The organism is Rhodococcus sp. 27YEA6, assembly GCF_044908235.1.
Classification (GTDB): domain Bacteria; phylum Actinomycetota; class Actinomycetes; order Mycobacteriales; family Mycobacteriaceae; genus Rhodococcus_F; species Rhodococcus_F qingshengii.
Genome location: NZ_JBIYCY010000001.1, coordinates 1,081,732 through 1,103,185, shown reverse-complemented (window position 1 = coordinate 1,103,185; position 21,454 = coordinate 1,081,732). Strand labels below are relative to the sequence as shown.

Below are 21,454 nucleotides of genomic sequence, written 5' to 3'. Positions count from 1 at the left end.
GTTCCTGGCGCAGCCGTGACCCCTTCGGTAATCCGGCGGGACACAGTCAGTTGCTGCACGACACGCGAACTCGAGTCTTCGAGAGCAGAGTGATGAGCAAACCGCTTCCCCAAGATCGGTACCCGAGCACAACTCGCACGGGCAGTCCCCGCAAGTGGATGGTGTGGGCTCTGACCGCTCTCGTCATCGTCGTAGGCGGCGGAATCGCGTACTACGCGTACGGAAAATTTGCGGTCAAGGAAATCGAGACCGAGACCATCTCGTTCGACATCGCCAACGACTCCACGGTGAAGATCCGTTTCACCGTCACACGCGACGACTCGTCGCGTGAAGCGATGTGCATCGTGCGCGCACGCTCGAAGGACGGCTCCGAAACCGGTCGACGTGAGGTCTACGTCCCGTCGTCGGAACATCAGACCCTCGAGTTCAACACCGAGGTCAAGACGTCCCAGCCGCCAGGCATGGCCGACGTCTACGGCTGCAGCTTCGACGTTCCGGAGTACCTGACCAAGAGCTGACCTCGGAACGCACCCACCCTGCCGGACGTTTGACGCCGGACAGGGCGGGTAGTCATGCGTGATAGAATTGCCCGATACACGGTTCCGGGTGGAACCGTGTATTGCTGCATTGACGCAAGGTTTGACGGCAAGGTTGCATCCCTGGTGGTGCTTCTGTGTCGTTGTTCGCTGCTGTTGCAGCGATCGTCGAGGGAGCCCCCGGCTCCGACTACTAGGGAGTGATCGAGATGACCGAGACCCAGGTGACCTGGCTTACCCAGGAATCACATGACAGGCTCAAGAACGAACTCGACCAGCTCATCGCCAATCGCCCGGTCATCGCCGCCGAGATCAACGAGCGTCGCGAAGAGGGCGACCTGAAGGAGAACGGCGGCTACCACGCTGCCCGCGAAGAGCAGGGTCAGCAGGAAGCCCGCATTCGCCAGCTCCAGGAGCTGCTGAACAGCGCAAAGGTCGGCGAGGCCCCCACTCAGTCCGGTGTCGCACTGCCCGGATCCGTAGTCAAGGTCTACTACGACGGCGACGAGAGTGACACCGAGACGTTCCTGATCGCTACCCGCGAAGAAGGCGCACGTGACGCCAAGCTCGAGGTCTACTCGCCGAACTCACCGCTGGGCGGCGCGCTGCTCGAAGCCAAGGTCGGCGACACGCGTGAGTACAACCTGCCCAACGGCAGCACCATGAAGGTCACGCTGCTGAGCGCGGAGCCTTACCACAGCTGATCGGCTGTACCAGCTCTGAAAAGAAGCGCCACCCGACTCGGTCGGGTGGCGCTTCTTGCTCTGTCGACGCTCGCCGTTTCCTGCCCACTCACACCACGCGGCGAGCCTTCATGCCGGCGAAGATCGGGCCGACCTTCACCACGTCGCCGAACGTGGGTGCGTGAAGCATCTGACCGTTGCCGACGTAGATCGCCACGTGGCCGGGGCCGCCTGCCTGCCAGTTGCCGAACAACAGGTCACCGGGCTGCGCCTGATCCAGCGGGATCTCGACGCCGACACCCCACTGCGTCTCCGAGGTCCGGGGCAGAGTCACCCCGGTGGCCGCGTGAATCGCGTACGACGTCAGCCCCGAGCAGTCGAACCCGCCCATCGACGGCCCGTTGATGTTTCCGCCACCCCACACGTACGGCAATCCGAGAAACTTCAGACCGGCCTCTACGACGCCGCCCACCGCTGCGGCGAGGTTGTTGTAGTCGAAGGGCGCAAGCATCAGGGCGAACGAGTCCTGCAACGATTTGATCTGGGCGACAAACGGAGCGGCGACCGCCTGCTCCGCAGGAACCTCGCCCGACTTGTCTGCCGGAACGCCGCCCGCTTCGCGAACTGCGTCCGGCCCGACGTCGTAGGCAGCGAGCGCGAGGTCGACGGTATCGCCCTCGACCTCACCGGACTTCTGCCAGGACTGCGCTTGCTTCACGAGATCGCACAACCGGTATCCGGTTGTCATCACCGGATCGGCAACGCCCAGGATGTCCATCTTTCCGTCGCCGTCACCGTCCTTGCCGTATGCCGTCCACGCTGCGGTGGTGAAGCGGCCAGGCCCGCGCCCACCTTCCGGTGAGATGTCGGTATCGGGTCCGTACTTGAATCCGTTCTCGACCGAGTACAGCGAGGCGATCACCGCGGGCGTGATCTCCGAGCACAGAGCACCGGCCTTTTTGATCCACGGCGCGAACACTGCCACCGCTCCCACGGGCGCCAATGTCGCTCCCGGAAAGTTGGAGGGTACGGAAGGCACGATTCCCTCAGGTGTGTCCTGAGTTCGTGCCGGTCCGTTCCAGGCTGCAAGTGAGACTGCAGCATTCGAAGACTCGTTCTTCTCGACTTGTGCGGGCGCTCCGAGAGTTCCACTCATCACGCCCAGTGCGGTGCCGATCGACACAGCGATCGCCAGGACACCGACTGCCATCCGAACCTCCGATAAACCTCTGAAAATCCATGTACGTGGTCGTACCCGAAACTTGTCGGTGCGAACATCTACTCTTTCGAACATGCATTCGACACGGCTCAGTCTCGCGACTCCTGTAACCAATGTCTCATCTATCTCGGCGGGCGTTACGCAAATGACTACAGACGCCAAGGCTTTTCTCAGGTTCGGCGTGCAAGCTGAGTCCATGAGCGACGATCGGCCACGACCCGCCCGGGGACGCACTACGGTGTATCGACCCGTTCGCCTCGCCCTCGCAGCCACGGCTGTGGCGGGAGCACTCGCAAGCGGCGGACTTTCACTCGTTTCTTCTCCCACTGCCACGGCACTCGCACCGGACACGTCGGCTTCTCACACCAAGAATCCCGTAGCGAAGCGGCCCGTCGTGGTCGCCGGATTCGGAACCCCGGACGCCGTGTCCAACGGTTCGTGAGTACTCCGCGCTCGGCCTCCGAGTGGCTCACGTGGGGGGTTCAGGCCCGGGTCGTCGTCACCGACCCTGAAGTCCTTCCCTCCGCGGCCAGCCTGGTTCGCGGGTACCTCACCGCTGCCGACGCCGCCACCAATCGAGATCGTGCCGACTCCGAGATTCGTACCTATGTCAGCGCCGCGAGCAACGTCGACGGCGTCGCCGTGACCCCGATGTTCGCGCACTTCCTCGAAGACGCGTTGGCTGTCGCACGACTGACCGACGGCAAACTCACGCCGACGGCCGGGTCGGCAGACCCTCACTCCTGGTGGAAGATTCGCGTCGAGCACAACCGCGTGTACAGCCCGGACGACGTCGTTCTCGATCTGTCCGCGACGGCCCGCGCCAGTTCAGCGGACCACTGTGCCGCGTCCACTGCGACTCTTCTCGGGTGTGGCGTGCTGGTCGGCCTCGGCGGGGACATCGCGGTTGCCGGCCCGGCGCCGGAAGACGGCTGGCAGATTCAGGTGCAAGACCTGCCCGGCGACCCGACCTGCCAGGTAGCACTTCCGTCCGACTGCGGGATCGCCACGGCCAGCACCGTCAAGCCACTGCACCGCGAATCGACGGCGACGCCGATGTGGCGCACGGTGTCGGTGATTGCATCTTCCTGCGCCCAGGCCGCCGCATTCAGTCGGGTTGCGGTCGGCATGGGCGGTTCGGCCATCGACTGGCTACATCAACTCGACGTACCCGCCAGGCTGGTCGACCAGGAGTACCGCGTGACGGTTCTGGGCGGCTGGCCTGACGAGTAACTCGCCTCAGTTCTGCAGTCGTACTGCGTAACCGGCGCGGTCGAAGGCCGTCAGAAGTTCCGCCTTGTTGTCCGGACCACGCGTCTCGACGGTGAGGAAGACTTCCACTTCGTCGAGCGCGAGTTCGCCACCTGTACGGGAATGGATGACATCGACCACGCTGGCGCCGTTCGCTCGAACCACTTCCAGCAACGAGACCAGTGCGCCCGGCCGATCGTCGATGGTGATGTGAACGCCGAGGAACCGTCCGGCCGCTCGCAGACCGTGCGAGATGACGTGCGTGAGAAGTAGCGGATCGATGTTGCCGCCGGAAAGCACGGCGCACACCGGCCCTGTCAGTCCCAGCTCCTCCGGAGTGCAGGTCATCAAGGCCGCAACGGCCGCGACGCCGGCCGGTTCGACGATGAGCTTGGCGCGTTCGAGGCAAAGCAGGAGCGCTTTGGACAGCGCTTCCTCGCTGACCGTCACCACGGCGTCGACATGGGCGGCAACTTCGGCGAACGGAACCTCGCCCGGGCAGCCAACGGCGATACCGTCTGCCATCGTGGACATCGACGCCAAGGCGGTCGGCTTCCCGGCTGCCAACGACGCCGGCCAGGCAGCCGCGGTCTCGGCCTGCACTCCGACGATGCGGACCTGCGGGCGTACAGCTTTGACTGCTGCGGCCACTCCGGCGATCAACCCGCCGCCGCCGGTGGGGACGAGGATCGTGCCGACCTCAGGCAGTTGCTCGAGGATTTCGAGCCCCACAGTCCCCTGCCCCGCCACGACGTCCTCGTGGTCGAACGGGTGGACCAGAACTGCTCCGGTTCGGTCCGCGAATTCGCGAGCGGCCACGAGCGCTTCGTCGACAGTCGAACCGTGCAGGTGGACCTGAGCTCCATATGCCTTGGTGGCCACCAACTTCGGCAGCGGCGCACCCGTCGGCATGAAGACCGTCGACTTGATTCCCAATTCTGTTGCAGACCAGGCAACTCCCTGCGCATGGTTACCGGCACTGGCCGCCACCACGCCCGCTGCCCGTTCCTCTGCGGAAAGATTGGCAATGCGGTTGTACGCACCGCGCGGTTTGAAAGAGCCGGTGCGCTGCAGATTTTCACATTTCAAACTCACGGCGAAGCCGGTGGTTTCGGACAACACTCGCGAGGCTACGACCGGGGTGCGTCGCATGACCGGGGCGAGCAGTTGCTGTGCAGCCTTTATCTGTTCGAGATTCACGCATGCCTCCAGAAAGTGCGCCTCCACACCCTCGTGAGGTGTGAAGGCGCACTGCAGATTCGAAGTCGAATTACTGTAGAGCGAAGATCAGGACAGCGCTTGCTCGATGTCGCCGACCAGATCGGAGGCGTCTTCGATGCCGACCGACAGGCGAACCAGATCGTCGGGAACCTCGAGAGCGGAACCGGCCGTCGAGGCGTGGGTCATCGCACCGGGGAATTCGATGAGGGATTCGACTCCGCCGAGAGATTCTGCCAGCGTGAAGATCTCGGTGCGCGAGCACAGGTCGAGAGCTGTCGCCTTGCCGCCCTTGAGACGGACGGAGATCATGCCGCCGAAGCGTCGCATCTGCTTGGCCGCGACCTTGTGCGACGGATGCGAAGCCAGTCCGGGGTAGATGACGCTGGCAACCGCGGGGTGGCCGTCGAGCAATTCGACGACCTTCTCCGCGTTGTCACTGTGACGCTCCATGCGCAGCGCCAGTGTCTTGATTCCGCGCAACGTCAGGAACGCGTCGAAGGGGCCGGGAACGCCGCCGGATCCGTTCTGCAGGAAGGCAAACGCGGTGTCCAGTTCTTCGTCGTTGCAGACGAGAGCGCCACCGACCACGTCGGAGTGTCCGCCGATGTACTTGGTCGTGGAGTGCAGCGCGATGTCGGCACCGAGCTGCAGCGGCTGCTGCAGGTACGGCGAGGCGAAGGTGTTGTCCACCACGATCTTTGCGTTGCCCTCGTGGGCGACCTCGGCAAGGAGCTCGATGTCACCGATATTGAGCAGCGGGTTCGTGGGCGTCTCGACCCAGACCAGCTTGGTGTTGGACTTCATCGCCGCGCGCACCGCATCGACGTCGGACACCGGAGCCGGGGTGTACTCGACCCCCCACTGCGTGAACACCTTGTCGATGAGACGGAAGGTTCCGCCGTACGCGTCGTCGGGGATGACCAGGTGATCGCCCGGTCGAAGTACCGAACGGAGCAGGCAGTCGGTGGCCGCCATTCCCGAACTGAACGCTCGGCCGTAGGTTCCGGATTCGAGCGCTGCGAGGTTCGCCTCGAGTGGGCGACGGGTGGGGTTACCCGTTCGCGCGTACTCGAAGCCACTGCGCATTCCACCGACGCCGTCCTGGGCGAAGGTGGAACTCGCGTAGATCGGCACGTTGACCGCACCGGTCAGCGGATCGGGTTCGTAACCCGCATGCACCGCTTTCGTGGAGAAACCCTGCCAGCTGATGTTGTCGGCCTTGCTGCGTTGCTCACTCATGGTCCCCAGCCTAATGGCGCCGGTGCCGGCGCAGGAATCCGAACTCAGGAATCCGAACTCAGGAAACCCAGGAGATCGTGGCGCGTGATGACACCGACCGGCTTGCCGTCGTCGACGACCATGAGTGCGTCGGTGTCCCCGAGCGCCTTCGTGGCAGCCGAGACCGGCTCGCCGGAACCGATGAGCGGGAACGGCTTGCTCATGTGCTTCTCGACGGAATCCGCAAGGTGCGCACGGCCTTCGAAGACCGCGCTCAGCAGATCTCGCTCGGACACACTTCCGGCGACCTCGCCCGCCATGACCGGCGGTTCCGCACCCACGACGGGCATCTGGGACACGCCGTACTCGCGCAGGATCTCGATCGCATCGCGCAGGGTCTCCGACGGGTGGGTGTGAACGAGGTCCGGCAGCTCGCCCGACTTGCCACGCAGAACGTCGCCGACGGTGGGGACGTTGGTCTTGCCGTCGAGTGGGGTGCGCAGGAATCCGTACGACGCCATCCACTGATCGTTGAAGATCTTGGACAGGTAGCCGCGGCCACCGTCCGGGAGGAGGACGACGATCAGGGCGTCGGGGCCCTCACGCTTGGCTACTTCGAGGGCAGCGACGACGGCCATACCGCAGGAACCGCCGACCAGCAGTCCCTCCTCGCGGGCGAGGCGACGCGTCATCTCGAAGGAATCGGCATCCGAGACGGCGATGATCTCGTCCGGGATGGACGGGTCGTATGCCGACGGCCAGAAGTCTTCGCCGACGCCTTCGACCAGATACGGACGACCGGTGCCGCCGGAGTAGACGGAGCCCTCGGGGTCTGCGCCGATGACCTTGACCTTGCCGCCCGAAACTTCCTTGAGGTAGCGGCCGGTGCCGGTGATGGTGCCGCCGGTGCCGACGCCCGCGACGAAGTGCGTGATCTTGCCGTCGGTGTCGGCCCAGATCTCGGGGCCGGTGGTCTCGTAGTGGCTCTCCGGTCCGCCCGGGTTGGAGTACTGGTTGGGCTTCCAGGCGCCGGGGATCTCACGGGTGAGACGGTCGGAGACGCTGTAGTAGCTGTTCGGGTTGTCCGGCGCGACGGCCGTGGGGCACACGACCACCTCGGCGCCGTAGGCGCGCAGGACGTTGCGCTTGTCTTCGCTGACCTTGTCTGGGCAGACGAAAACGCACTTGTATCCACGCTTTTGCGCCACGAGCGCCAAGCCGATTCCGGTGTTGCCCGAAGTCGGCTCGACGATGGTGCCGCCCGGCTTCAGTTCACCCGAAGCCTCGGCTGCGTCGATCATCTTGACGGCGATGCGGTCCTTGGAGCTACCGCCAGGGTTGAGGTATTCGACCTTGGCTGCCACCGTGCCGAAGTTTTCGCCCGTGACGGACGTGAGCTTGACGAGTGGGGTGTTGCCGATGAGGTCGACGACGTGTTCCGCGATGCGCATTCGTCCATGTTCCCAGATGAAAGAAAACGGTGCGCGCGGACGTCGGGCGAAGGTGGTGCAATCCGGCTAGATTGGCAAGTGTGAGTCGAACCGGACTGAAAGCGTCGGTGGCCACGGTGGTGGCCGGATCGAGTGCAGGCACGCTCTCCTGGTTGGGCTACAACTATCTGATGTCGCAGGCGGGGGCGGCCCGCGGGGTGATCGGTCGCAATATCGCCAAGCCACCCGAGGCGGACGGGGTGTACGCGCCCGGCGCCGACAACCCGGAACTCTGGTGGCGGGCCGTGCCCTTCGATCTCCACTTGATGATCTTCGGCGATTCGTCTGCGGCCGGCGTGGGCGCGCTGACGGCCTCGGAAGTTCCGGGTGTTCAGGTCGCGAAGCTGCTTGCGAGTGAAACCGGGAAGCGAATCCGTTTGAGCACCAAGGCCATCGGGGGCGCCACCTCCCGCGGGTTGAGTGGGCAGGTCGACGCCATGTTCGTCGCCGGTCCTCCCCCGGACGCTGCGGTGATCCTGATCGGCGCCAACGACGTCACCGCCAAGAACGCGATTCACGCGTCGGCTAAACGCCTCGGCGACGCGGTTCGACGCTTACGCGAGAGCGGCGCCGTCGTTGTTGTCGGCACCTGCCCGGATCTGGGGGTGGTCACGGCGATCCCGCAACCTCTGCGCTCCGTGGTGCGCGAATGGGGCCATCGCCTCGCACTCGCCCAGGCGGCCGCGACCAGAAACGCCGGGGGTCATCCCGTTCCACTGGCCGACCTGCTGGCCAAGGAATTCCTGGCCTCGCCCGACACGATGTTCTCGGCCGACCGTTTCCATCCGTCCGCGGCCGGATACGAACTCGCGGCGAAGCAGATCGTCCCGGTTCTCGCGTCGGCTCTGGGTGAATGGCAGGGTGGCCCGCTACCCGAACTCCCCCACGTCTCGGAGGCGGCGCAAGCCCGCACCGTCGCGGCCCGACTGACGGCGGCGGCAACCCAGTGGAAAGCCTTCGCGAGACGCACCAAACCTGCAGGTCAGCGCCCCGATGTCAACTGAGTGAGACTGCGTGACCACCATCTGGGAGCGGCAACGTAAATTGTAAGTCGAAGCTGCATTCAACTTGCCCTGCTCGACGGCGTTTCAAGCCGCCCTCGAGCAGTACACAAAAGGAGTTTTCATGCCCGAGGCAGTAATCGTCTCAGCAGTACGGTCGCCCATCGGCCGCGCAATGAAGGGTTCGCTCAAGGACATCCGCCCGGATGACCTCGCAACTCAGATGGTTGCCGCCGCGTTGGCAAAGATCCCCGAGCTCGACCCCACCGAGATCGACGACATCATGCTCGGTTGCGGCCAGCCCGCCGGTCAGTCGGGCTTCAACATCGCCCGCGTCGTCGCCGTCCAGCTCGGCTACGACTTCCTCCCCGGTGTCACGGTCAACCGTTACTGTTCCTCCTCGCTGCAGACCACCCGCATGGCGCTGCACGCCATCCGCGCAGGCGAGGGCGACGTCTTCATCTCCGCCGGCGTCGAGTCCGTCTCCAGCTTCATCACCGGCAACGCCGACGGCCTCCCCAACACCAAGAATCCGCTCTTCGACGCAGCGCAGGCCCGTAGCGCCAAGCTCGCCGAAGGTGGAGTCGCCTGGACCGATCCTCGCGAAGAGGGCCTGATCCCCGACGTGTACCTGGGCATGGGCCAGACCGCGGAGAACGTCGCTTCCGCCACCGGAATCACCCGCGAAGACCAGGACCGCTGGGCAGTTCGCAGTCAGAACCGCGCCGAGGAAGCCATCGCTCGCGGCTTCTTCGAGCGTGAGATCACGCCCGTCACGCTCGCCGACGGCACCGTCGTCTCCAAGGACGACGGCCCCCGCGCCGGCACCACCTACGAGGGCATCAGCGGCCTCAAGCCCGTCTTCCGCCCCGATGGCACCGTCACCGCCGGCAATGCCTGCCCGCTCAACGACGGCGCAGCCGCACTGGTGATCATGTCCGACACCAAGGCAAAGGCACTCGGCCTGACCCCGCTCGCTCGCATCGTCTCCACCGGCGTCTCGGGCCTGTCCCCCGAGATCATGGGCCTCGGCCCGATCCAGGCCGTCAAGAACGCCCTGAAGATCGCCGGCAAGTCGATCTCCGACATCGACCTGTTCGAGATCAACGAGGCATTCGCAGTGCAGGTCCTCGGATCCGCTCGCGAACTGGGCATCGAAGAGGACAAGCTCAACATCTCCGGTGGCGCGATCGCGCTGGGTCACCCCTTCGGTATGACCGGTGCCCGTATCACCAACACCCTGATCAACAACCTGCAGGAGCAGGACAAGACCTTCGGCGTCGAGACCATGTGTGTCGGCGGCGGACAGGGCATGGCAATGGTGATCGAGCGCCTCAGCTGATCCCCTGAGCACGTCGAAAGCGGCCGCCCGGCTTCTGCCGGGCGGCCGCTTTCGTGTGGTCGTGTTTCAGGTAGTCGTGAACTTCCGAGCAAAACTCCCCAACTCGCGAATCAACTCTCGCGCAGCGTCGTCCTCACGCTGCACGGCAGCGCGAGCTTCGTCCGCCCATCCGTGACGGAGCAGTCGTTTGGCGGCAAGGACTGCCGGTCCGACGTTGGCGGCAATCTGCTCGGCACTCTCGCGGGCGCGTGCCTGTACCTGGTCGGCCGGCACGGCGGCTGTCGCCAGTCCGTAGGCGGCAGCTTCGACGCCGCTGAGCCACCGGGCGGACAGGATCAGCTCGGCGGCTCGCTGCGTTCCGATCACCTTGGGCAGCAACCAACTACTGGCAGCTTCGGGAGCTGTACCCAGCGAGGTGAACGGTGCCCGCAGACGTGCGTCCTCGGCAACGTAGACGACGTCGCAGTAAAGCAGCATGGTCAGGCCGATGCCGACGGCAGCGCCGTGTACCGCGGCGATCAATGGCTTCGGGAACTCCACCAGCGCGACGATCAGCGGCGCGAATGCGTGGCCGAAGTCGGCGTTGTCTGCGCCTGGTTCGGCGAGTGCGCGTAGGTCGACACCACTGGAAAATGCCTTGCCTGCGCCCTCGACGATCACCACGGCCACGGCTTCGTCCGACGCCGCGTCGTCGAGCGCTTTGGTGAACGCTCGAAAACCGGCTGCATCAAATGCGTTCAGGCGACTCGGATTATTGAAGGTCAGCGTTCGCACTGCTCCGGCATCCGCGACCAGGATGGGTTCAGAGGTGTTTGTCGACATTCGCTCCCCTTCGTTCCAAACCAAGCAGTTGCTAGGTATCCAAGCACCGTAACCGTCCACAGACGACAAAAGAAGGGCCCCTCGCGGGGCCCTTCTTCGTGTTACGGATCGACTCGAGAACTAGTCGTTGTTGAAGTAGCTCAGCAGACGCAGGATCTCGACGTACAGCCAGACCAAGGTGACGGTGAGGCCGAATGCGACGCCCCAGGCTGCCTTCTCGGGCGCCTGTGCGCGGATCAGCTGATCAGCGGCGTCGAAGTCGAGCAGGAAGCTGAAGGCTGCGATGCCGATGCAGACGAGGCTGAAGATGATGGCGAGCGTTCCGCCGTCACGCAGTCCCAGTCCGCCCTCGACGAAGAAGCTCGCGACGAGGTTACCGAGGGCCAGAACGACAACGCCGATCAATGCGCCGATGATCATTCGCGTCAGACGCGGTGTCACCCGGATCGCACCGGTCTTGTAGACGACCAGCATGCCGAAGAACACGCCGAACGTTCCGAGGACTGCTTGCGCGATCAGTGCGGATCCGCCGACGCCACCGAATTGAATATCAGTGAACATGAACGACAGCGCACCGAGGAACAGACCCTCGGCGACGGCGTACGCCAACACGATTGCCGGGTTGTCCATCTTGCGGCCGAACGTAGCGACCAGAACCAGAACGAGGCCGACGAGACCGCCGCCGATGACCAGCGGGGCTGCGAGGTCGGCGTTGTTGTTGACCAGGAAGTACGACACCAGTGCCGAGATCGTCAGCACACCGAGCGTGATGCCCGTCTTGGTGACGACGTCGTCGATCGTCATGGCCCGCGAGGTGGGACCGGTCTGGTACGGCTCGGCCGGAGCGTACTGCGGCTGACCGAACTGCTGGGTTGCCTGCGAGGCGCCCGCCGTCGCAGATCCGAACGAGGCGTATCCGTTGCCCTCTTGCTTGGGCAGATTGCGGAACACCGGGTTGCTGGTGGTGCGCACCGTGATCATCCCTTCATCGTGGTGGCCTACGACGGGTGCGTCGCGGGTTCGCCGGACGGATCCGAGTTTCCGACACGGTCCGTGTACCTGACTAAAAGTAAAGCACTCGTAATTTACAACGTCGAAGCTTCGGTTGTAGTTCCCGGCGCATTTCCGGAAGATCAACACTCGTCGACACTCGTCCCTTTTCGATACTAGGACGGTTTGACCGACTTCATCACGATGAACTTCGCGTTCTTCGCCATCGCCTCGCTCGGACCCACCGCGGCTTTCAACGGTTCGCGGTACCCCAGATGCGCGTTGTGAACAGTCCACAACTCGCCACCGGGACGCAGGACACGGCCGGCAGCTTCGAACATCTTGAGTGCTCCGCCGGTGTGGACCGCCGCGCCGACGTGGAACGGCGGGTTCAACAGAACCAGATCCGCGCTCGCACTGGGCAACGAACTCACGGCGTCGTCGCGCAGGCCGCTCACTCGATCGCCGACGCCATTTGCGGACGCAGTCGCCAGGGCCGAAGCGACGGCTGCCGAGGACTGATCCGTTGCGATCACGTGCACGTCCGGGAACTTCCGCGCAATCGCCGCCGCGAGAATGCCGCTGCCACAACCCAGATCGATCACGTCACTCAGCGGATCGACCGCAATCTTTCCGAGGTTCTCGAGGAGCAACCGGGTGCCGATGTCCAGGCTCGCACCGGCAAACACTGCGCCGTGAGCAACGACGTCGAGGTCGAATTCGTCGAGGCGTTCGGTCACCGGGAACGTGATAGCAACATCGGGCTTCGGTTCCGAAGCCTTGAGTACGCGGGACTTCTGACGCCCACGCGAGGCGCTGACGTCGGAAAACGATTCGCCGAGAACCTTGTTCATCGCCGGGGTGATGTGCTTGTCACGCCCACCGGCGAAGACACGAACCGCCGGGTCGGCGTGAAGCGCGATCAGCTGGGCGATCTCGGCAAGTTCGGCGAGGCTACGCGGCAATTGCATGAGCACGACGCGGGCGCCGCTGAGCAACTCCTCGTCCAGTCCGTGCGAGGTGAAGGCGTCACTGAATCCGAGTTCGCGCGCATTGTTCGCGAGGGCCAGCTCTCCGGTGAGCGGATCCTGGTGAACGCGCACGGCGGCGATTCCGTGCACGAGCGCAACACCGGCAGTCAGCGCACCGTAGTGATCGCCGATCACGACGACGGTGCCCGCCGGTGCCGCGGCAAGAGCGTCGGCGGCCTCGTCGAGGATCAGACGATCAGCCGCATCGACGGCAAAGAGATTGGGTGCCTCGACATCGGGGAATCGGCGCAGACGATCGAACAGTTCGGGTGTGTCGGACATGCCACCAGTCTTTCAGGTGGAACTACGCAACACTCAATCCCCCGACCAGCAGGTGATCAGTTCGACATCCCTGTCAGTTCGACATCCACTGCACGACGTTGTCGACGGTTTCGCGTTCGGTGCGGAATCCGTTCACCGGGTGGTCGGCGTCGGGGTATCCGAACGAGATCGCGCAGACAACCTTGCGAGTGTCGTCGATACCGAAATGCTCGTGAATGAACTTGGAGCTGCCCGCGAGCGCCGCCTGCGGAATGGTGGCGACCCCCAGACTCTGGGCCGCGAGCAGGAAGCTGTTCACGTACAACCCGCAGTCGACTGCGCCGTAGGTGCCCAATGCCTCGTCGGTGGTGATGATCGCGACGTGGGGAGCGCCGAAGAGCTCGAAATTCTTCATCGTCTGTGCCGCGGATCCGGCGCGGTCACCGTGCTCGATTCCGACGCTCGAATACAGCGCCATCGCGCAGTCGAACCGACGCGACTTGTAGATGCCCTGGTACGCGCGCGGGAACTCGAAGTCCGACTCCTGGGCGTTGGCCATCACGTACTCACCGAGGCCGGCGCGGAATCGCTCGGTGCCCTCCCCTTCGGTGATCGCGACCTGCCACGGTTGCGTGTTGCACCACGACGGCGTCTTCTGCGCCAGCCGAAGGATCTCCTCGATCACCTCACGTGGCACCTGACGGTCCTCGTAGGCGCGGCAGCTGATCCGGGCGTCGAGCAACGCTTCCAGGCTCGTATCCACGACGATGCTCTCGGTCATGTGTTCTCTCCTCGATCAGGCTGCACTACAACACTTCGCACGATAGAACTACCGCCTCGACGCAATCGTCAGCGGGTCACCTTTGCGAAGGCCGCCACCAGCTCGCCGAACTCTGCCATCGCCGCATCCGGATCCGGATCTACTGCCGCCAGCGCGACCAGCACATCGGTGGCACCGGATTCGAGCAGCTGCTCGGCGCCGATCATCGTCGCCGGGAGGTCGATCGAACCGTCGGACCCGCGTACGACGGTCAGTCGCCCACGGACCTGCAATTCCGCTGGATCGCGTCCGAGATCCGCCATCGCTTTGCCGATGACGTCGATCCCTTCACGTAGGTCCTCGTCCGCGGCACCCATGATCGGAATCCACCCGTCACCCCAGGTTGCGACGCGTCGTACAACGGCCTTGGAGAGCGAACCGGACACCCAGATCGGGATTCCAGCGGCCGGACGGGGCGCGCAGTACACGTCGTCGAACTTCAGACGAGGGGTGTCGATGCTCGCCGGCGCCGAACTCCACAGGGCCCGGCACACTGCGAGAGCGTCGTCGAGCAGTGGTCCCCTTTTACCGAAGTCCATACCTGCCGCCTCGTATTCACGTTCCTGCCAACCTGTTCCGACGCCAAGGTCGAGTCGGCCCCCGGAGAGCAGATCGAGTGTCGCGGCCGTCTTGGCCAGTACCGCTCCCCCGCGCAGCGCCGCGATGACGATTCCGGTCCCCAAGCGAATTGTCTTCGTCTGTCCGGCAACAAAAGCCAGGACGGTCAGCGGCTCGAGCCAGTTGGCGTCGGGCTCGGTGGGGAACGCCGACCACGTGTACGCCGAGTTGTCCGAGCCCATCACCACGTGATCGGTGACGAGGACCCGGTCGAAGCCGGCAGCTTCCGCGTTCTGACAGACCTGCACGAGTTTCGCGTAGGAGTCCTCCGCGAGAGTGGTGCCGAAGTTGGGAACGTTCAGACTGAAAGTTGTCATGTGTCAAGCCTTTCGGGGCCGGTTGGTCCAGCCACCCTCTTCTGTGGGGAACCAGCCTCCGGCAGCGTGCGAGCCGCCGTCGACGTGGATCACGGTTCCGGTGATGTATCTCGCCAGGTCGGAAGCCAGGAACAGTGCGGGGCCGGCAATGTCGACCGGCTGGCCCGGTCCGCCCAACGGTGCCCACCCCGGCCACTTGTCCCAGTCGTCGGCAGGAACGATCGTGCGATACGGCACCTGTACCGACTCGATCAGATCCGGGGCAATGGCGTTGACGCGCACTCCGGTTCGACCGATCTCCACGCCAAGGCTTCTGGTGAACTGTGTCAGCGCGGCCTTGTATGCCGAGTACATCGTGTGGCCCGGGATCGCTCGATGCGCCTCCACCGTCGTCAGGTTCACGATCGATCCACCCAAACCGCGGTCGATCATGCCGGGAAGCAGGGCATGGGTCAGACGCACGACGTGATCGAAATTGATGCTGCCGGCCTCGGACCAGAAACCTGGATCCGTACCGGTGAACTCTGTCGGCGGGTTCAGGAAATGACCCACGTTGTTCACCAGGACGTCCGGCGCGAACTCGGTCAACGCTACGGGGACTTCCCGCGTCCGCACGTCGTACTCGAGATAGTTGATCGAACCACCTGCAGCCGAGTCGAATTCGACGTCGCCAAGAGGAGCCACGTCGACAACCAGAACTGAGGCGCCATGCGATGCAAATGCTCGAACAATCGCTGCGCCGATTCCCTGGGAACCGCCTGTGACCACTGCCTTCTTACCCACCAACATCGGCCCTGGGGAGTACGCCGATCCGACCACCACGAAGACACCCTTCTGCAGTTCGATGTGAAGCACTTCGGCGTACCGTCACACATCGAACGGCAAAACGGGCGCAAAGTTCTCACTCAGTGGTAGCCGCGACACCCAACCTGCTCGCACCGCCGAGTCGCCCATTCAAATAGTGCGGAATCTCGGCTGCCCGTATCGGCATTCCCTCGAGGTACCCCTGGATCACGTCACATCCGCACTCGGTCACTATCGCGCGCTGCCTCTCCGTCTCCACGCCCTCGGCGACGGTGTCCAGCCCCAGAGACTTCGCAATCGCGATGACGGCTCGCAAGACAGCGAACCTCGAATTCGAGGGATCCGCGTCCAGCGGTGCGACGAACGCTCGATCGATCTTCAACCGATCGAGCGGCAGCCGGGCCAAGCTGGCAACCGAGGAGAACCCTGTGCCGAAGTCGTCCATCGCAATGGCGATTCCGAGCGCCGACAGCTGTACCAACACGTCTCGGTCGGCGTCGTCGATGACCAACGATTCGGTCACCTCGATCTCGAGTCGGCTGGGGTCGAGGTTCACCTCGATCAGTGTCCGGCGTACCGAGTCGACGTATCGACTCGAACGCAGTTGCACCTGAGAAACATTGACGGCAACCCGAATGTCCTCCGGCCACGTTGTCGCTGCCGTGCAAGCAGCCCTCAGAACACCTGCACCGATCGGCACGATCAAGCCGGTTTCCTCGGCCACCGAAATGAAGTCTCCCGGCGAGACGAGACCTGAAGTCGGATGATTCCACCGCAGCAGAGCCTCGAATCCGACAACAACTCCCGTCGCGGCCGAGACCTGTGGTTGATAAACCAACTCGAACTCTTCGTCGATCAACGCACGACGAAGATCCAACAGTGCCCTGGCCCTACCCGTCGCACGATCCCGCAAAGTCGCATCGAAGGCGCGAATCTGGTTCCGACCGCTCTCCTTTGCGTGGTAAAGCGCGAGGTCCGCGACAATCACCAGGTCTTCGAGGCTGTCTGCGTCGTCGGGCATCGAGCCGTAACCCAGACTGGCACGAATGCGAATCTGGTTGCCGACCAGTGAAAATGGTCGTTCGAATGAGTCGAGAATCGTTTGGAATCTCTTCTCCACCTCATCTGCACTCCCGATGTCGTCGAAGGCTTTGTCGTCGAAGGCTTTGTCGTCAAAGGCGATGGCAAACTCGTCACCCCCCAGTCGGCCACAGATCTCGTTCGATTGCAGAACGCTGTGCAGTCTGCTGGCAACATCGCGAAGCACGTCGTCTCCGATGTGGTGTCCCAACCGGTCGTTGATCGACTTGAAGTTGTCCAGATCCAGAATTGCCAGCCACACCCGGTGTCCGTCCCGAATCCGCGAAGACAGTTGAGCGTTGAAGCTGTACCGATTTCTGAGCCCGGTCAACGAATCGATTTCTGCCAATCGCAAGATGTTCTGGCGCTGGTGATACGAGTGCGTGATATCGGATCCGACACCGCGCCACCCGTAGGTCGCCCCATCGCCACTGCCCGGGTGACCTGACATCGACCACCAGCGAGTATCGCCCCGTACGACGACCTGCATGGTGAGGTCCCGAAACGCCGTCCCGGCTTGAAAATTCGCGGCGAGGAGATCAAGGGACTTCCTGCCCACATCTGTTCGGGACGCGCCGATCCCGGTCAGGATCTCGTGCATTGTGCGGCCCCGAATCTGCGCTGCCGGCAAACCGACCTGCTCGGCGAATCGATACGACACGGTACTGGCGATACCCCGCGAATCGGTCTCCCAGAGCCAATCCTGTGCTCCGTCTTCGAGATCGTTGAGCAACAATTCGGCGAGATCTCGTTCGTCCTCGGCCACGAGCTCGGCGTGTAATCGTTTGTCGAATAGTTTGGCCAACAGCAAAGTTCCGCTGTAGAGCGAACCTACAAAGACGACCAGCACCCCGATCAGCACGAAACGCGATGTGCCCGGTTCCGTCCAGAACGCCCCGGCCAACCCGACTCCCACCAGGCTGATCCAGACCACAGTGATTCCGCGAAACATCATGGTGGGAAACACGCCGACCGCGATCCCACCGATCAAGGTCGAGCTCAGTACCAACTCGTCACGAGGATCGAGCATCGGGAAGAGAACGAGAGCCAAGCACGCCAGGAGCACTCCCCAGACAATGATTTCGACTGTGAGTACCACCAGTTCGGTGGTCTGGGACTCGGAGACGCCGAGACGCGAGCGCCGGAGCCAATACACACTGAATCCAGCGCTCGACAACAGCATGACGCTCGACCAGGCGAAGGTGAACCATCCGGCATCCACCGGCAGAAGCACCACGATCGCTGACAAGGCAACCGCCGCGGTCAGAAACGACCACGGCAGTACGCGCGCGGTGAACCGCAGTCGTCGATCGAGTAGGCGACGGCGATCGTAATCCGAGAGGTGTTGTTCCGTGCCGCTGCGACCGAGTTTGCGCACCGACGTCCCGACGCGACGCCTACGGAGTACTGCCGGGTCATCCACGTCGGCCTGCTACCGCCGCTGCGACCGCGTCGACCGACATGGCTCCGCCGGCGATGTATCCCTGAACAGTCCTCACCCCCGCAGCGGCCACGGACTTCAAGTCTTCCTCACCGTCGACTCCCGAGACGACGACCTCCATTCCCAACGCGTCGACCAGATCCACGACAGCTTCGAGGATCGACCGTCCACCAGGCACTGCACCCGAAATGGAGCGTTCTATCCGGACTCGGGTGAACGGAAGGCCGGACAGTGATGCGAGCGAGGAGAATCCGGCGCCGAACTCGTCCACGGTCAGCGCGATTCCCATGTCCGCGATGGCGTGCAACGCAAACTTGGACTCGTCGGTGATCGCCGATGATTCGTTGAGTTGGAGCTCGAGCTGATGTGCACTGACACCTGATCGTCGAAGCGAGTCCCCTATCGCGACGACAAAGGAATCCGATTCGAGCTGACGCGTCGATACCGCGACGGCTACCCGCAGGTGATCAGGAAGGCGGGACGCCGCCTCGCAGGCCAACTCGAAGACGGTAGTCCCCAGTGAGTACGCCAAACCGGTGTCGTCTGCGACGCTCATGAATTCGGCGGACGTAACGGCACCGAGGCGGGCGTTGTGCCAGATCACGCGGACTTCCACGGCCACGATCTCGCGGGAAACCACGTCGATCCTGGGCAACAGCTCGAGTTCGAGGTCCTTCTCCGCGACAGTGTTTCCCAGATCTTCGAGCAGGCGGGCCCGCCGATCGGCCACGGACTTCATCGAGTCTCGATATTCACGTACGGCCCCGCGCCCGGATTCCTTTGCCGCGAACAAAGCCAGGTCCGCAGCGCCCATCATCTCGTCGGCGGAGGACGGCAGCTCGTCGGGGAGGTAGTACCCGATGCTGCATCCGATCTCCAACCGCGTACCGGCCACTGTGATCGGCTCGTGCAGAGTTTCGATGTAGCGGCCGAGCAGAGTACGAACTTGTGAGCTGTCACCCACATCGGTGAAAAGAACCGCGAACTCGTCTCCCCCCAGACGTGCGAACAACTGTGACACCCCGCCGGCTTCGGACAGGCGATCCGCGACCTCTCGCAGAACCGCGTCGCCAACGGTGTGTCCCAGTGTGTCGTTGACCGACTTGAAGTTGTCGAGGTCGAGCATGGCCAACGCGAGACCACTTTCGCTTGTGTACGGCTCGCGCAGCAGTCGCTCGAGCTCGGTCCAGAAGCTGTGCCGGTTCGGCATACCGGTGAGTGCGTCCACACGACCCATCCGCACGATCTCGTCACTCTGCAGTTTTACTTCCGTGACGTCGGAACCGACTCCTCGCCAGACGAACTCGTCGGGTGTACGGCCGGGGCGCGGGCGTCCGGAGATCTGCCACCACCGAATTTCACCGTGAACTCGGACCGGAACGAGCACGTCGACGAATGCGGTCTTCGTGTGGCGGGCCTGCTGCAACTCCATGAGCGCATCGATCCCGCCGGGGATCCGTAGGGTGCCCAACTCCATGAACAGGTCCTGCCACGCCGTTCCCTGCAACTCGGTGGAGTCCAGCCCCGCTTCGACCGCGAGCCGCGTCGGGATTCGGTTGAACTTGCCTTTCTGGTCCGTCTCCCACACGAAGTCCCCGGCGTTGCCTTCGAAGTCTTCGAGAAGCATCTGCACGACCGATCGTTCCGACGCGGCGCTCAATTCAGCTCGATAGCGAGATTCCAGGTTGCCCGAGACCACTATCGTGCCGCCGATCAGAGCCGCGCCATAGGCGATCATTCCAATGAGAATTCGTTCGAACTCGGGTCCCGGCTGAAGCCAGAATGCCACCCCGAGGATTATCAGATTGGACAGGACCCAGGTGACCCCCACCACTCGCAACATCGCGGTGGCCACGGCTCCGGCACCGGTGATCGATGTGGTGACCGCTATCAGGATCAGATCGCCGGAATCGTCCAGGATCGGGTACAGGACCAGGGCGAGCGAGGAATACAGGATCCCGACTACAGCAAATTCGACGATGAGAAACGCGTAGGACATCCGGTACGTGGGTGTGATCAGGTTGAAATGAATGGCGAGACCCACGCACATCCCCACCAACCCGATCACGCCGGACAGCAATGGCCACACACGCGGCAGCGGTCCGCCGTCCGGGGGAATCACATACAACGTCAGCCCGAGTGTGACGACGAGGTGGACGGCAGCGGCCCATGGCAGCACGCCGAAGGTAACGGCTATCTGCTCACGAGTTACGTCATCACGTTGGGCGGGCGTCAGTCTTTCTCTCTGGCGGGGTTGCAGAAGCGACAGGACTGGCATCACTTACCTCCCGCTCCCACGACGCAATTGAATCGGACGTCCGACTCAGCAATTCTTCCGTAATTGGACGTTGCCGTGTCAACCAGTGCGTCCACCCTATTTCGGAGTCGCGTCTGCCCACAGACACAGTAATCAGCAAACTGCTGGTCTGCCGCAAGTTGGCGCCGCAAGTTTGATGCCTATGGGTTGAAATCAGACATGAGGGACAATGGCCGGAGATCGCCGATCACGTCGGTGGAGATTCCTCGACGGGTAACACGATCGGACTCATTCGAGTTCAGACAAGGACTATCACGATGGCAATCGACTACACCCGACGTTCCGGCGAGTCCACTCCGTCGCAAGCACCGGTCAGCCTGAGCAAGATCACGCTCACAAAATCGGCGCCGACGGTCAACCTCGCGAAGGCGGGTGAACGACAAGGCAATATGCGCGTGAACCTCAACTGGTCACAGGTGGCACCACCGAAGAAGACCGGTTTTCTCGCCAAGCTCGCCGGCGCAGGCTCTGGTGCGGTCGACCTGGACCTCGGATGCCTCTACGAACTTGCCGACGGGTCCAAGGGAGTAGTTCAGGCCTTGGGTAACAGTTTCGGTTCACTGACTTCTCCGCCCTACATCTCCCTCGACGGCGACGACCGCAGTGGTGCGAACACCGGCGGCGAGAACATGCACGTCAATCTTGGTGACCCAAGCGCTTTCCGGCGAATCCTGATCTTCGCGATGATCTACGACGGCGCTCCCAACTGGGCGGCGGTGGACGGCGTCGTCACCTTGTATCCCACCAACGGGCCGGAGGTGGAAGTGCGACTCGACTCCGCCAGCAACCAGGAGCGACTGTGCGCGATCGCTCTCATCCAGAGTTCAGGTCAAGGCGTGACGGTGACGCGCGAAGTGCAGTACATCAACGGCAGTCAGTCAGATCTCGATCGGGCCTACAACTGGGGAATGAAATGGGCTGCCGGACGAAAGTAGGGGCTGCGGACGGGATCTCCCCCATCCGAATGACAATGTCCGAATCATCCACAATGT

Annotated in this window: 19 protein-coding genes; 7 read left to right on the top strand and 12 right to left on the bottom strand. The window is 63.4% G+C overall.

The features are described 5' to 3' along the window. The first annotated feature begins 92 nt into the window (after positions 1-92). Together ABH939_RS05405 and greA are read left to right on the top strand one after the other, a co-directional pair. Positions 93-518: a DUF4307 domain-containing protein gene (locus ABH939_RS05405; protein WP_007726384.1), complete on the top strand. Its 426-nt coding sequence runs from the start codon at positions 93-95 to the stop codon at positions 516-518. Positions 519-745: 227 nt separating this feature from the next. Beyond that, entirely contained in the window at positions 746-1,240 is a 495-nt protein-coding gene (gene greA, locus ABH939_RS05400; RefSeq protein ID WP_007726385.1) for a transcription elongation factor GreA, read from the top strand. Between the two features lie 88 nt (positions 1,241-1,328). Here the strand turns inward: greA and ABH939_RS05395 are convergent, their stop codons facing one another. Further along, positions 1,329-2,429, bottom strand: a complete 1,101-nt coding sequence (locus ABH939_RS05395; protein WP_003943296.1) for a bifunctional lysozyme/C40 family peptidase — start codon at positions 2,427-2,429, stop codon at positions 1,329-1,331. A gap of 205 nt (positions 2,430-2,634) precedes the next feature. On the opposite strand from ABH939_RS05395, the gene ABH939_RS05390 reads away from it, so the two are divergent. After that, positions 2,635-2,880 (top strand): hypothetical protein, encoded by a 246-nt coding sequence (locus tag ABH939_RS05390; RefSeq protein ID WP_153211881.1) that lies wholly within the window; start codon positions 2,635-2,637, stop codon positions 2,878-2,880. Then, positions 2,877-3,671: an FAD:protein FMN transferase gene (locus ABH939_RS05385; protein ID WP_208690402.1), complete on the top strand. Its 795-nt coding sequence runs from the start codon at positions 2,877-2,879 to the stop codon at positions 3,669-3,671. Before ABH939_RS05390 ends, ABH939_RS05385 begins: the two co-directional genes overlap by 4 nt. A 6-nt stretch (positions 3,672-3,677) precedes the next feature. Here the strand turns inward: ABH939_RS05385 and ilvA are convergent, their stop codons facing one another. The 3 genes from ilvA to ABH939_RS05370 all read right to left on the bottom strand — a co-directional run bounded on the left by ilvA (position 3,678) and on the right by ABH939_RS05370 (position 7,579). Further along, positions 3,678-4,841 carry a threonine ammonia-lyase gene (gene ilvA / locus ABH939_RS05380; protein ID WP_223304414.1) on the bottom strand — a complete coding sequence of 388 codons (1,164 nt, stop codon included), beginning with the start codon at positions 4,839-4,841 and terminating at the stop codon, positions 3,678-3,680. 135 nt (positions 4,842-4,976) lie between these two features. Then, on the bottom strand, positions 4,977-6,149 hold the full coding sequence (locus ABH939_RS05375; protein WP_404649426.1) for a cystathionine gamma-synthase: 1,173 nt from the start codon (positions 6,147-6,149) through the stop codon (positions 4,977-4,979). Between the two features lie 44 nt (positions 6,150-6,193). Beyond that, positions 6,194-7,579, bottom strand: a complete 1,386-nt coding sequence (locus ABH939_RS05370; protein ID WP_003943292.1) for a cystathionine beta-synthase — start codon at positions 7,577-7,579, stop codon at positions 6,194-6,196. Positions 7,580-7,650: 71 nt separating this feature from the next. Between ABH939_RS05370 and ABH939_RS05365 the strand changes: the two genes are divergently transcribed. Together ABH939_RS05365 and ABH939_RS05360 are read left to right on the top strand one after the other, a co-directional pair. Beyond that, a complete protein-coding gene (locus ABH939_RS05365; protein ID WP_042448870.1) occupies positions 7,651-8,622 on the top strand; it encodes an SGNH/GDSL hydrolase family protein in 972 nt (323 codons plus the stop codon). 121 nt (positions 8,623-8,743) lie between these two features. After that, complete coding sequence (locus ABH939_RS05360; protein WP_404649425.1) at positions 8,744-9,961, top strand: acetyl-CoA C-acetyltransferase; 1,218 nt, start codon at positions 8,744-8,746, stop codon at positions 9,959-9,961. 66 nt (positions 9,962-10,027) lie between these two features. On the opposite strand, the gene ABH939_RS05355 is transcribed toward ABH939_RS05360, so the two are convergent. The 8 genes from ABH939_RS05355 to ABH939_RS05320 all read right to left on the bottom strand — a co-directional run bounded on the left by ABH939_RS05355 (position 10,028) and on the right by ABH939_RS05320 (position 20,423). Next, the gene (locus tag ABH939_RS05355) at positions 10,028-10,783 is read right to left on the bottom strand and encodes an enoyl-CoA hydratase/isomerase family protein (protein WP_070162425.1); all 756 of its coding nucleotides are present in this window, start codon (positions 10,781-10,783) and stop codon (positions 10,028-10,030) included. Between the two features lie 120 nt (positions 10,784-10,903). After that, positions 10,904-11,755 (bottom strand): Bax inhibitor-1/YccA family protein, encoded by an 852-nt coding sequence (locus ABH939_RS05350; RefSeq protein WP_283376197.1) that lies wholly within the window; start codon positions 11,753-11,755, stop codon positions 10,904-10,906. Between the two features lie 194 nt (positions 11,756-11,949). Then, positions 11,950-13,086: a class I SAM-dependent methyltransferase gene (locus ABH939_RS05345; protein WP_007728811.1), complete on the bottom strand. Its 1,137-nt coding sequence runs from the start codon at positions 13,084-13,086 to the stop codon at positions 11,950-11,952. Between the two features lie 73 nt (positions 13,087-13,159). Continuing rightward, positions 13,160-13,846: a nitroreductase gene (locus ABH939_RS05340; protein WP_003943290.1), complete on the bottom strand. Its 687-nt coding sequence runs from the start codon at positions 13,844-13,846 to the stop codon at positions 13,160-13,162. 68 nt (positions 13,847-13,914) lie between these two features. Beyond that, on the bottom strand, positions 13,915-14,820 hold the full coding sequence (locus ABH939_RS05335) for a TIGR03619 family F420-dependent LLM class oxidoreductase (RefSeq protein ID WP_311093760.1): 906 nt from the start codon (positions 14,818-14,820) through the stop codon (positions 13,915-13,917). A gap of 3 nt (positions 14,821-14,823) precedes the next feature. Further along, on the bottom strand, positions 14,824-15,675 hold the full coding sequence (locus ABH939_RS05330) for an SDR family NAD(P)-dependent oxidoreductase (RefSeq protein ID WP_030536264.1): 852 nt from the start codon (positions 15,673-15,675) through the stop codon (positions 14,824-14,826). 46 nt (positions 15,676-15,721) lie between these two features. Beyond that, on the bottom strand, positions 15,722-18,127 hold the full coding sequence (locus ABH939_RS05325) for a putative bifunctional diguanylate cyclase/phosphodiesterase (protein WP_404649423.1): 2,406 nt from the start codon (positions 18,125-18,127) through the stop codon (positions 15,722-15,724). After that, a complete protein-coding gene (locus tag ABH939_RS05320; RefSeq protein WP_333823815.1) occupies positions 18,120-20,423 on the bottom strand; it encodes an EAL domain-containing protein in 2,304 nt (767 codons plus the stop codon). The genes ABH939_RS05325 and ABH939_RS05320 overlap by 8 nt, the downstream gene beginning before the upstream one ends. Before the next feature lie 296 nt (positions 20,424-20,719). Here ABH939_RS05320 and ABH939_RS05315 point away from each other — a divergent pair, with 296 nt between their 5' ends. Further along, the gene (locus tag ABH939_RS05315; protein ID WP_404649422.1) at positions 20,720-21,397 is read left to right on the top strand and encodes a tellurium resistance protein; all 678 of its coding nucleotides are present in this window, start codon (positions 20,720-20,722) and stop codon (positions 21,395-21,397) included. Positions 21,398-21,454 lie beyond the last annotated feature (57 nt).

Coding starts and splice junctions, on each gene's coding strand:
- ABH939_RS05405 (WP_007726384.1), top strand. CDS start 93: ATGAGCAAACCGCTTCCCCAAGATCGGTACCCGAGCACAACTCGCACG.
- greA (WP_007726385.1), top strand. CDS start 746: ATGACCGAGACCCAGGTGACCTGGCTTACCCAGGAATCACATGACAGG.
- ABH939_RS05395 (WP_003943296.1), bottom strand. CDS start 2,429: ATGGCAGTCGGTGTCCTGGCGATCGCTGTGTCGATCGGCACCGCACTG.
- ABH939_RS05390 (WP_153211881.1), top strand. CDS start 2,635: ATGAGCGACGATCGGCCACGACCCGCCCGGGGACGCACTACGGTGTAT.
- ilvA (WP_223304414.1), bottom strand. CDS start 4,841: ATGCGACGCACCCCGGTCGTAGCCTCGCGAGTGTTGTCCGAAACCACC.
- ABH939_RS05375 (WP_404649426.1), bottom strand. CDS start 6,149: ATGAGTGAGCAACGCAGCAAGGCCGACAACATCAGCTGGCAGGGTTTC.
- ABH939_RS05370 (WP_003943292.1), bottom strand. CDS start 7,579: ATGCGCATCGCGGAACACGTCGTCGACCTCATCGGCAACACCCCACTC.
- ABH939_RS05360 (WP_404649425.1), top strand. CDS start 8,744: ATGCCCGAGGCAGTAATCGTCTCAGCAGTACGGTCGCCCATCGGCCGC.
- ABH939_RS05355 (WP_070162425.1), bottom strand. CDS start 10,783: ATGTCGACAAACACCTCTGAACCCATCCTGGTCGCGGATGCCGGAGCA.
- ABH939_RS05345 (WP_007728811.1), bottom strand. CDS start 13,086: ATGTCCGACACACCCGAACTGTTCGATCGTCTGCGCCGATTCCCCGAT.
- ABH939_RS05340 (WP_003943290.1), bottom strand. CDS start 13,846: ATGACCGAGAGCATCGTCGTGGATACGAGCCTGGAAGCGTTGCTCGAC.
- ABH939_RS05335 (WP_311093760.1), bottom strand. CDS start 14,820: ATGACAACTTTCAGTCTGAACGTTCCCAACTTCGGCACCACTCTCGCG.
- ABH939_RS05320 (WP_333823815.1), bottom strand. CDS start 20,423: ATGCCAGTCCTGTCGCTTCTGCAACCCCGCCAGAGAGAAAGACTGACG.
- ABH939_RS05315 (WP_404649422.1), top strand. CDS start 20,720: ATGGCAATCGACTACACCCGACGTTCCGGCGAGTCCACTCCGTCGCAA.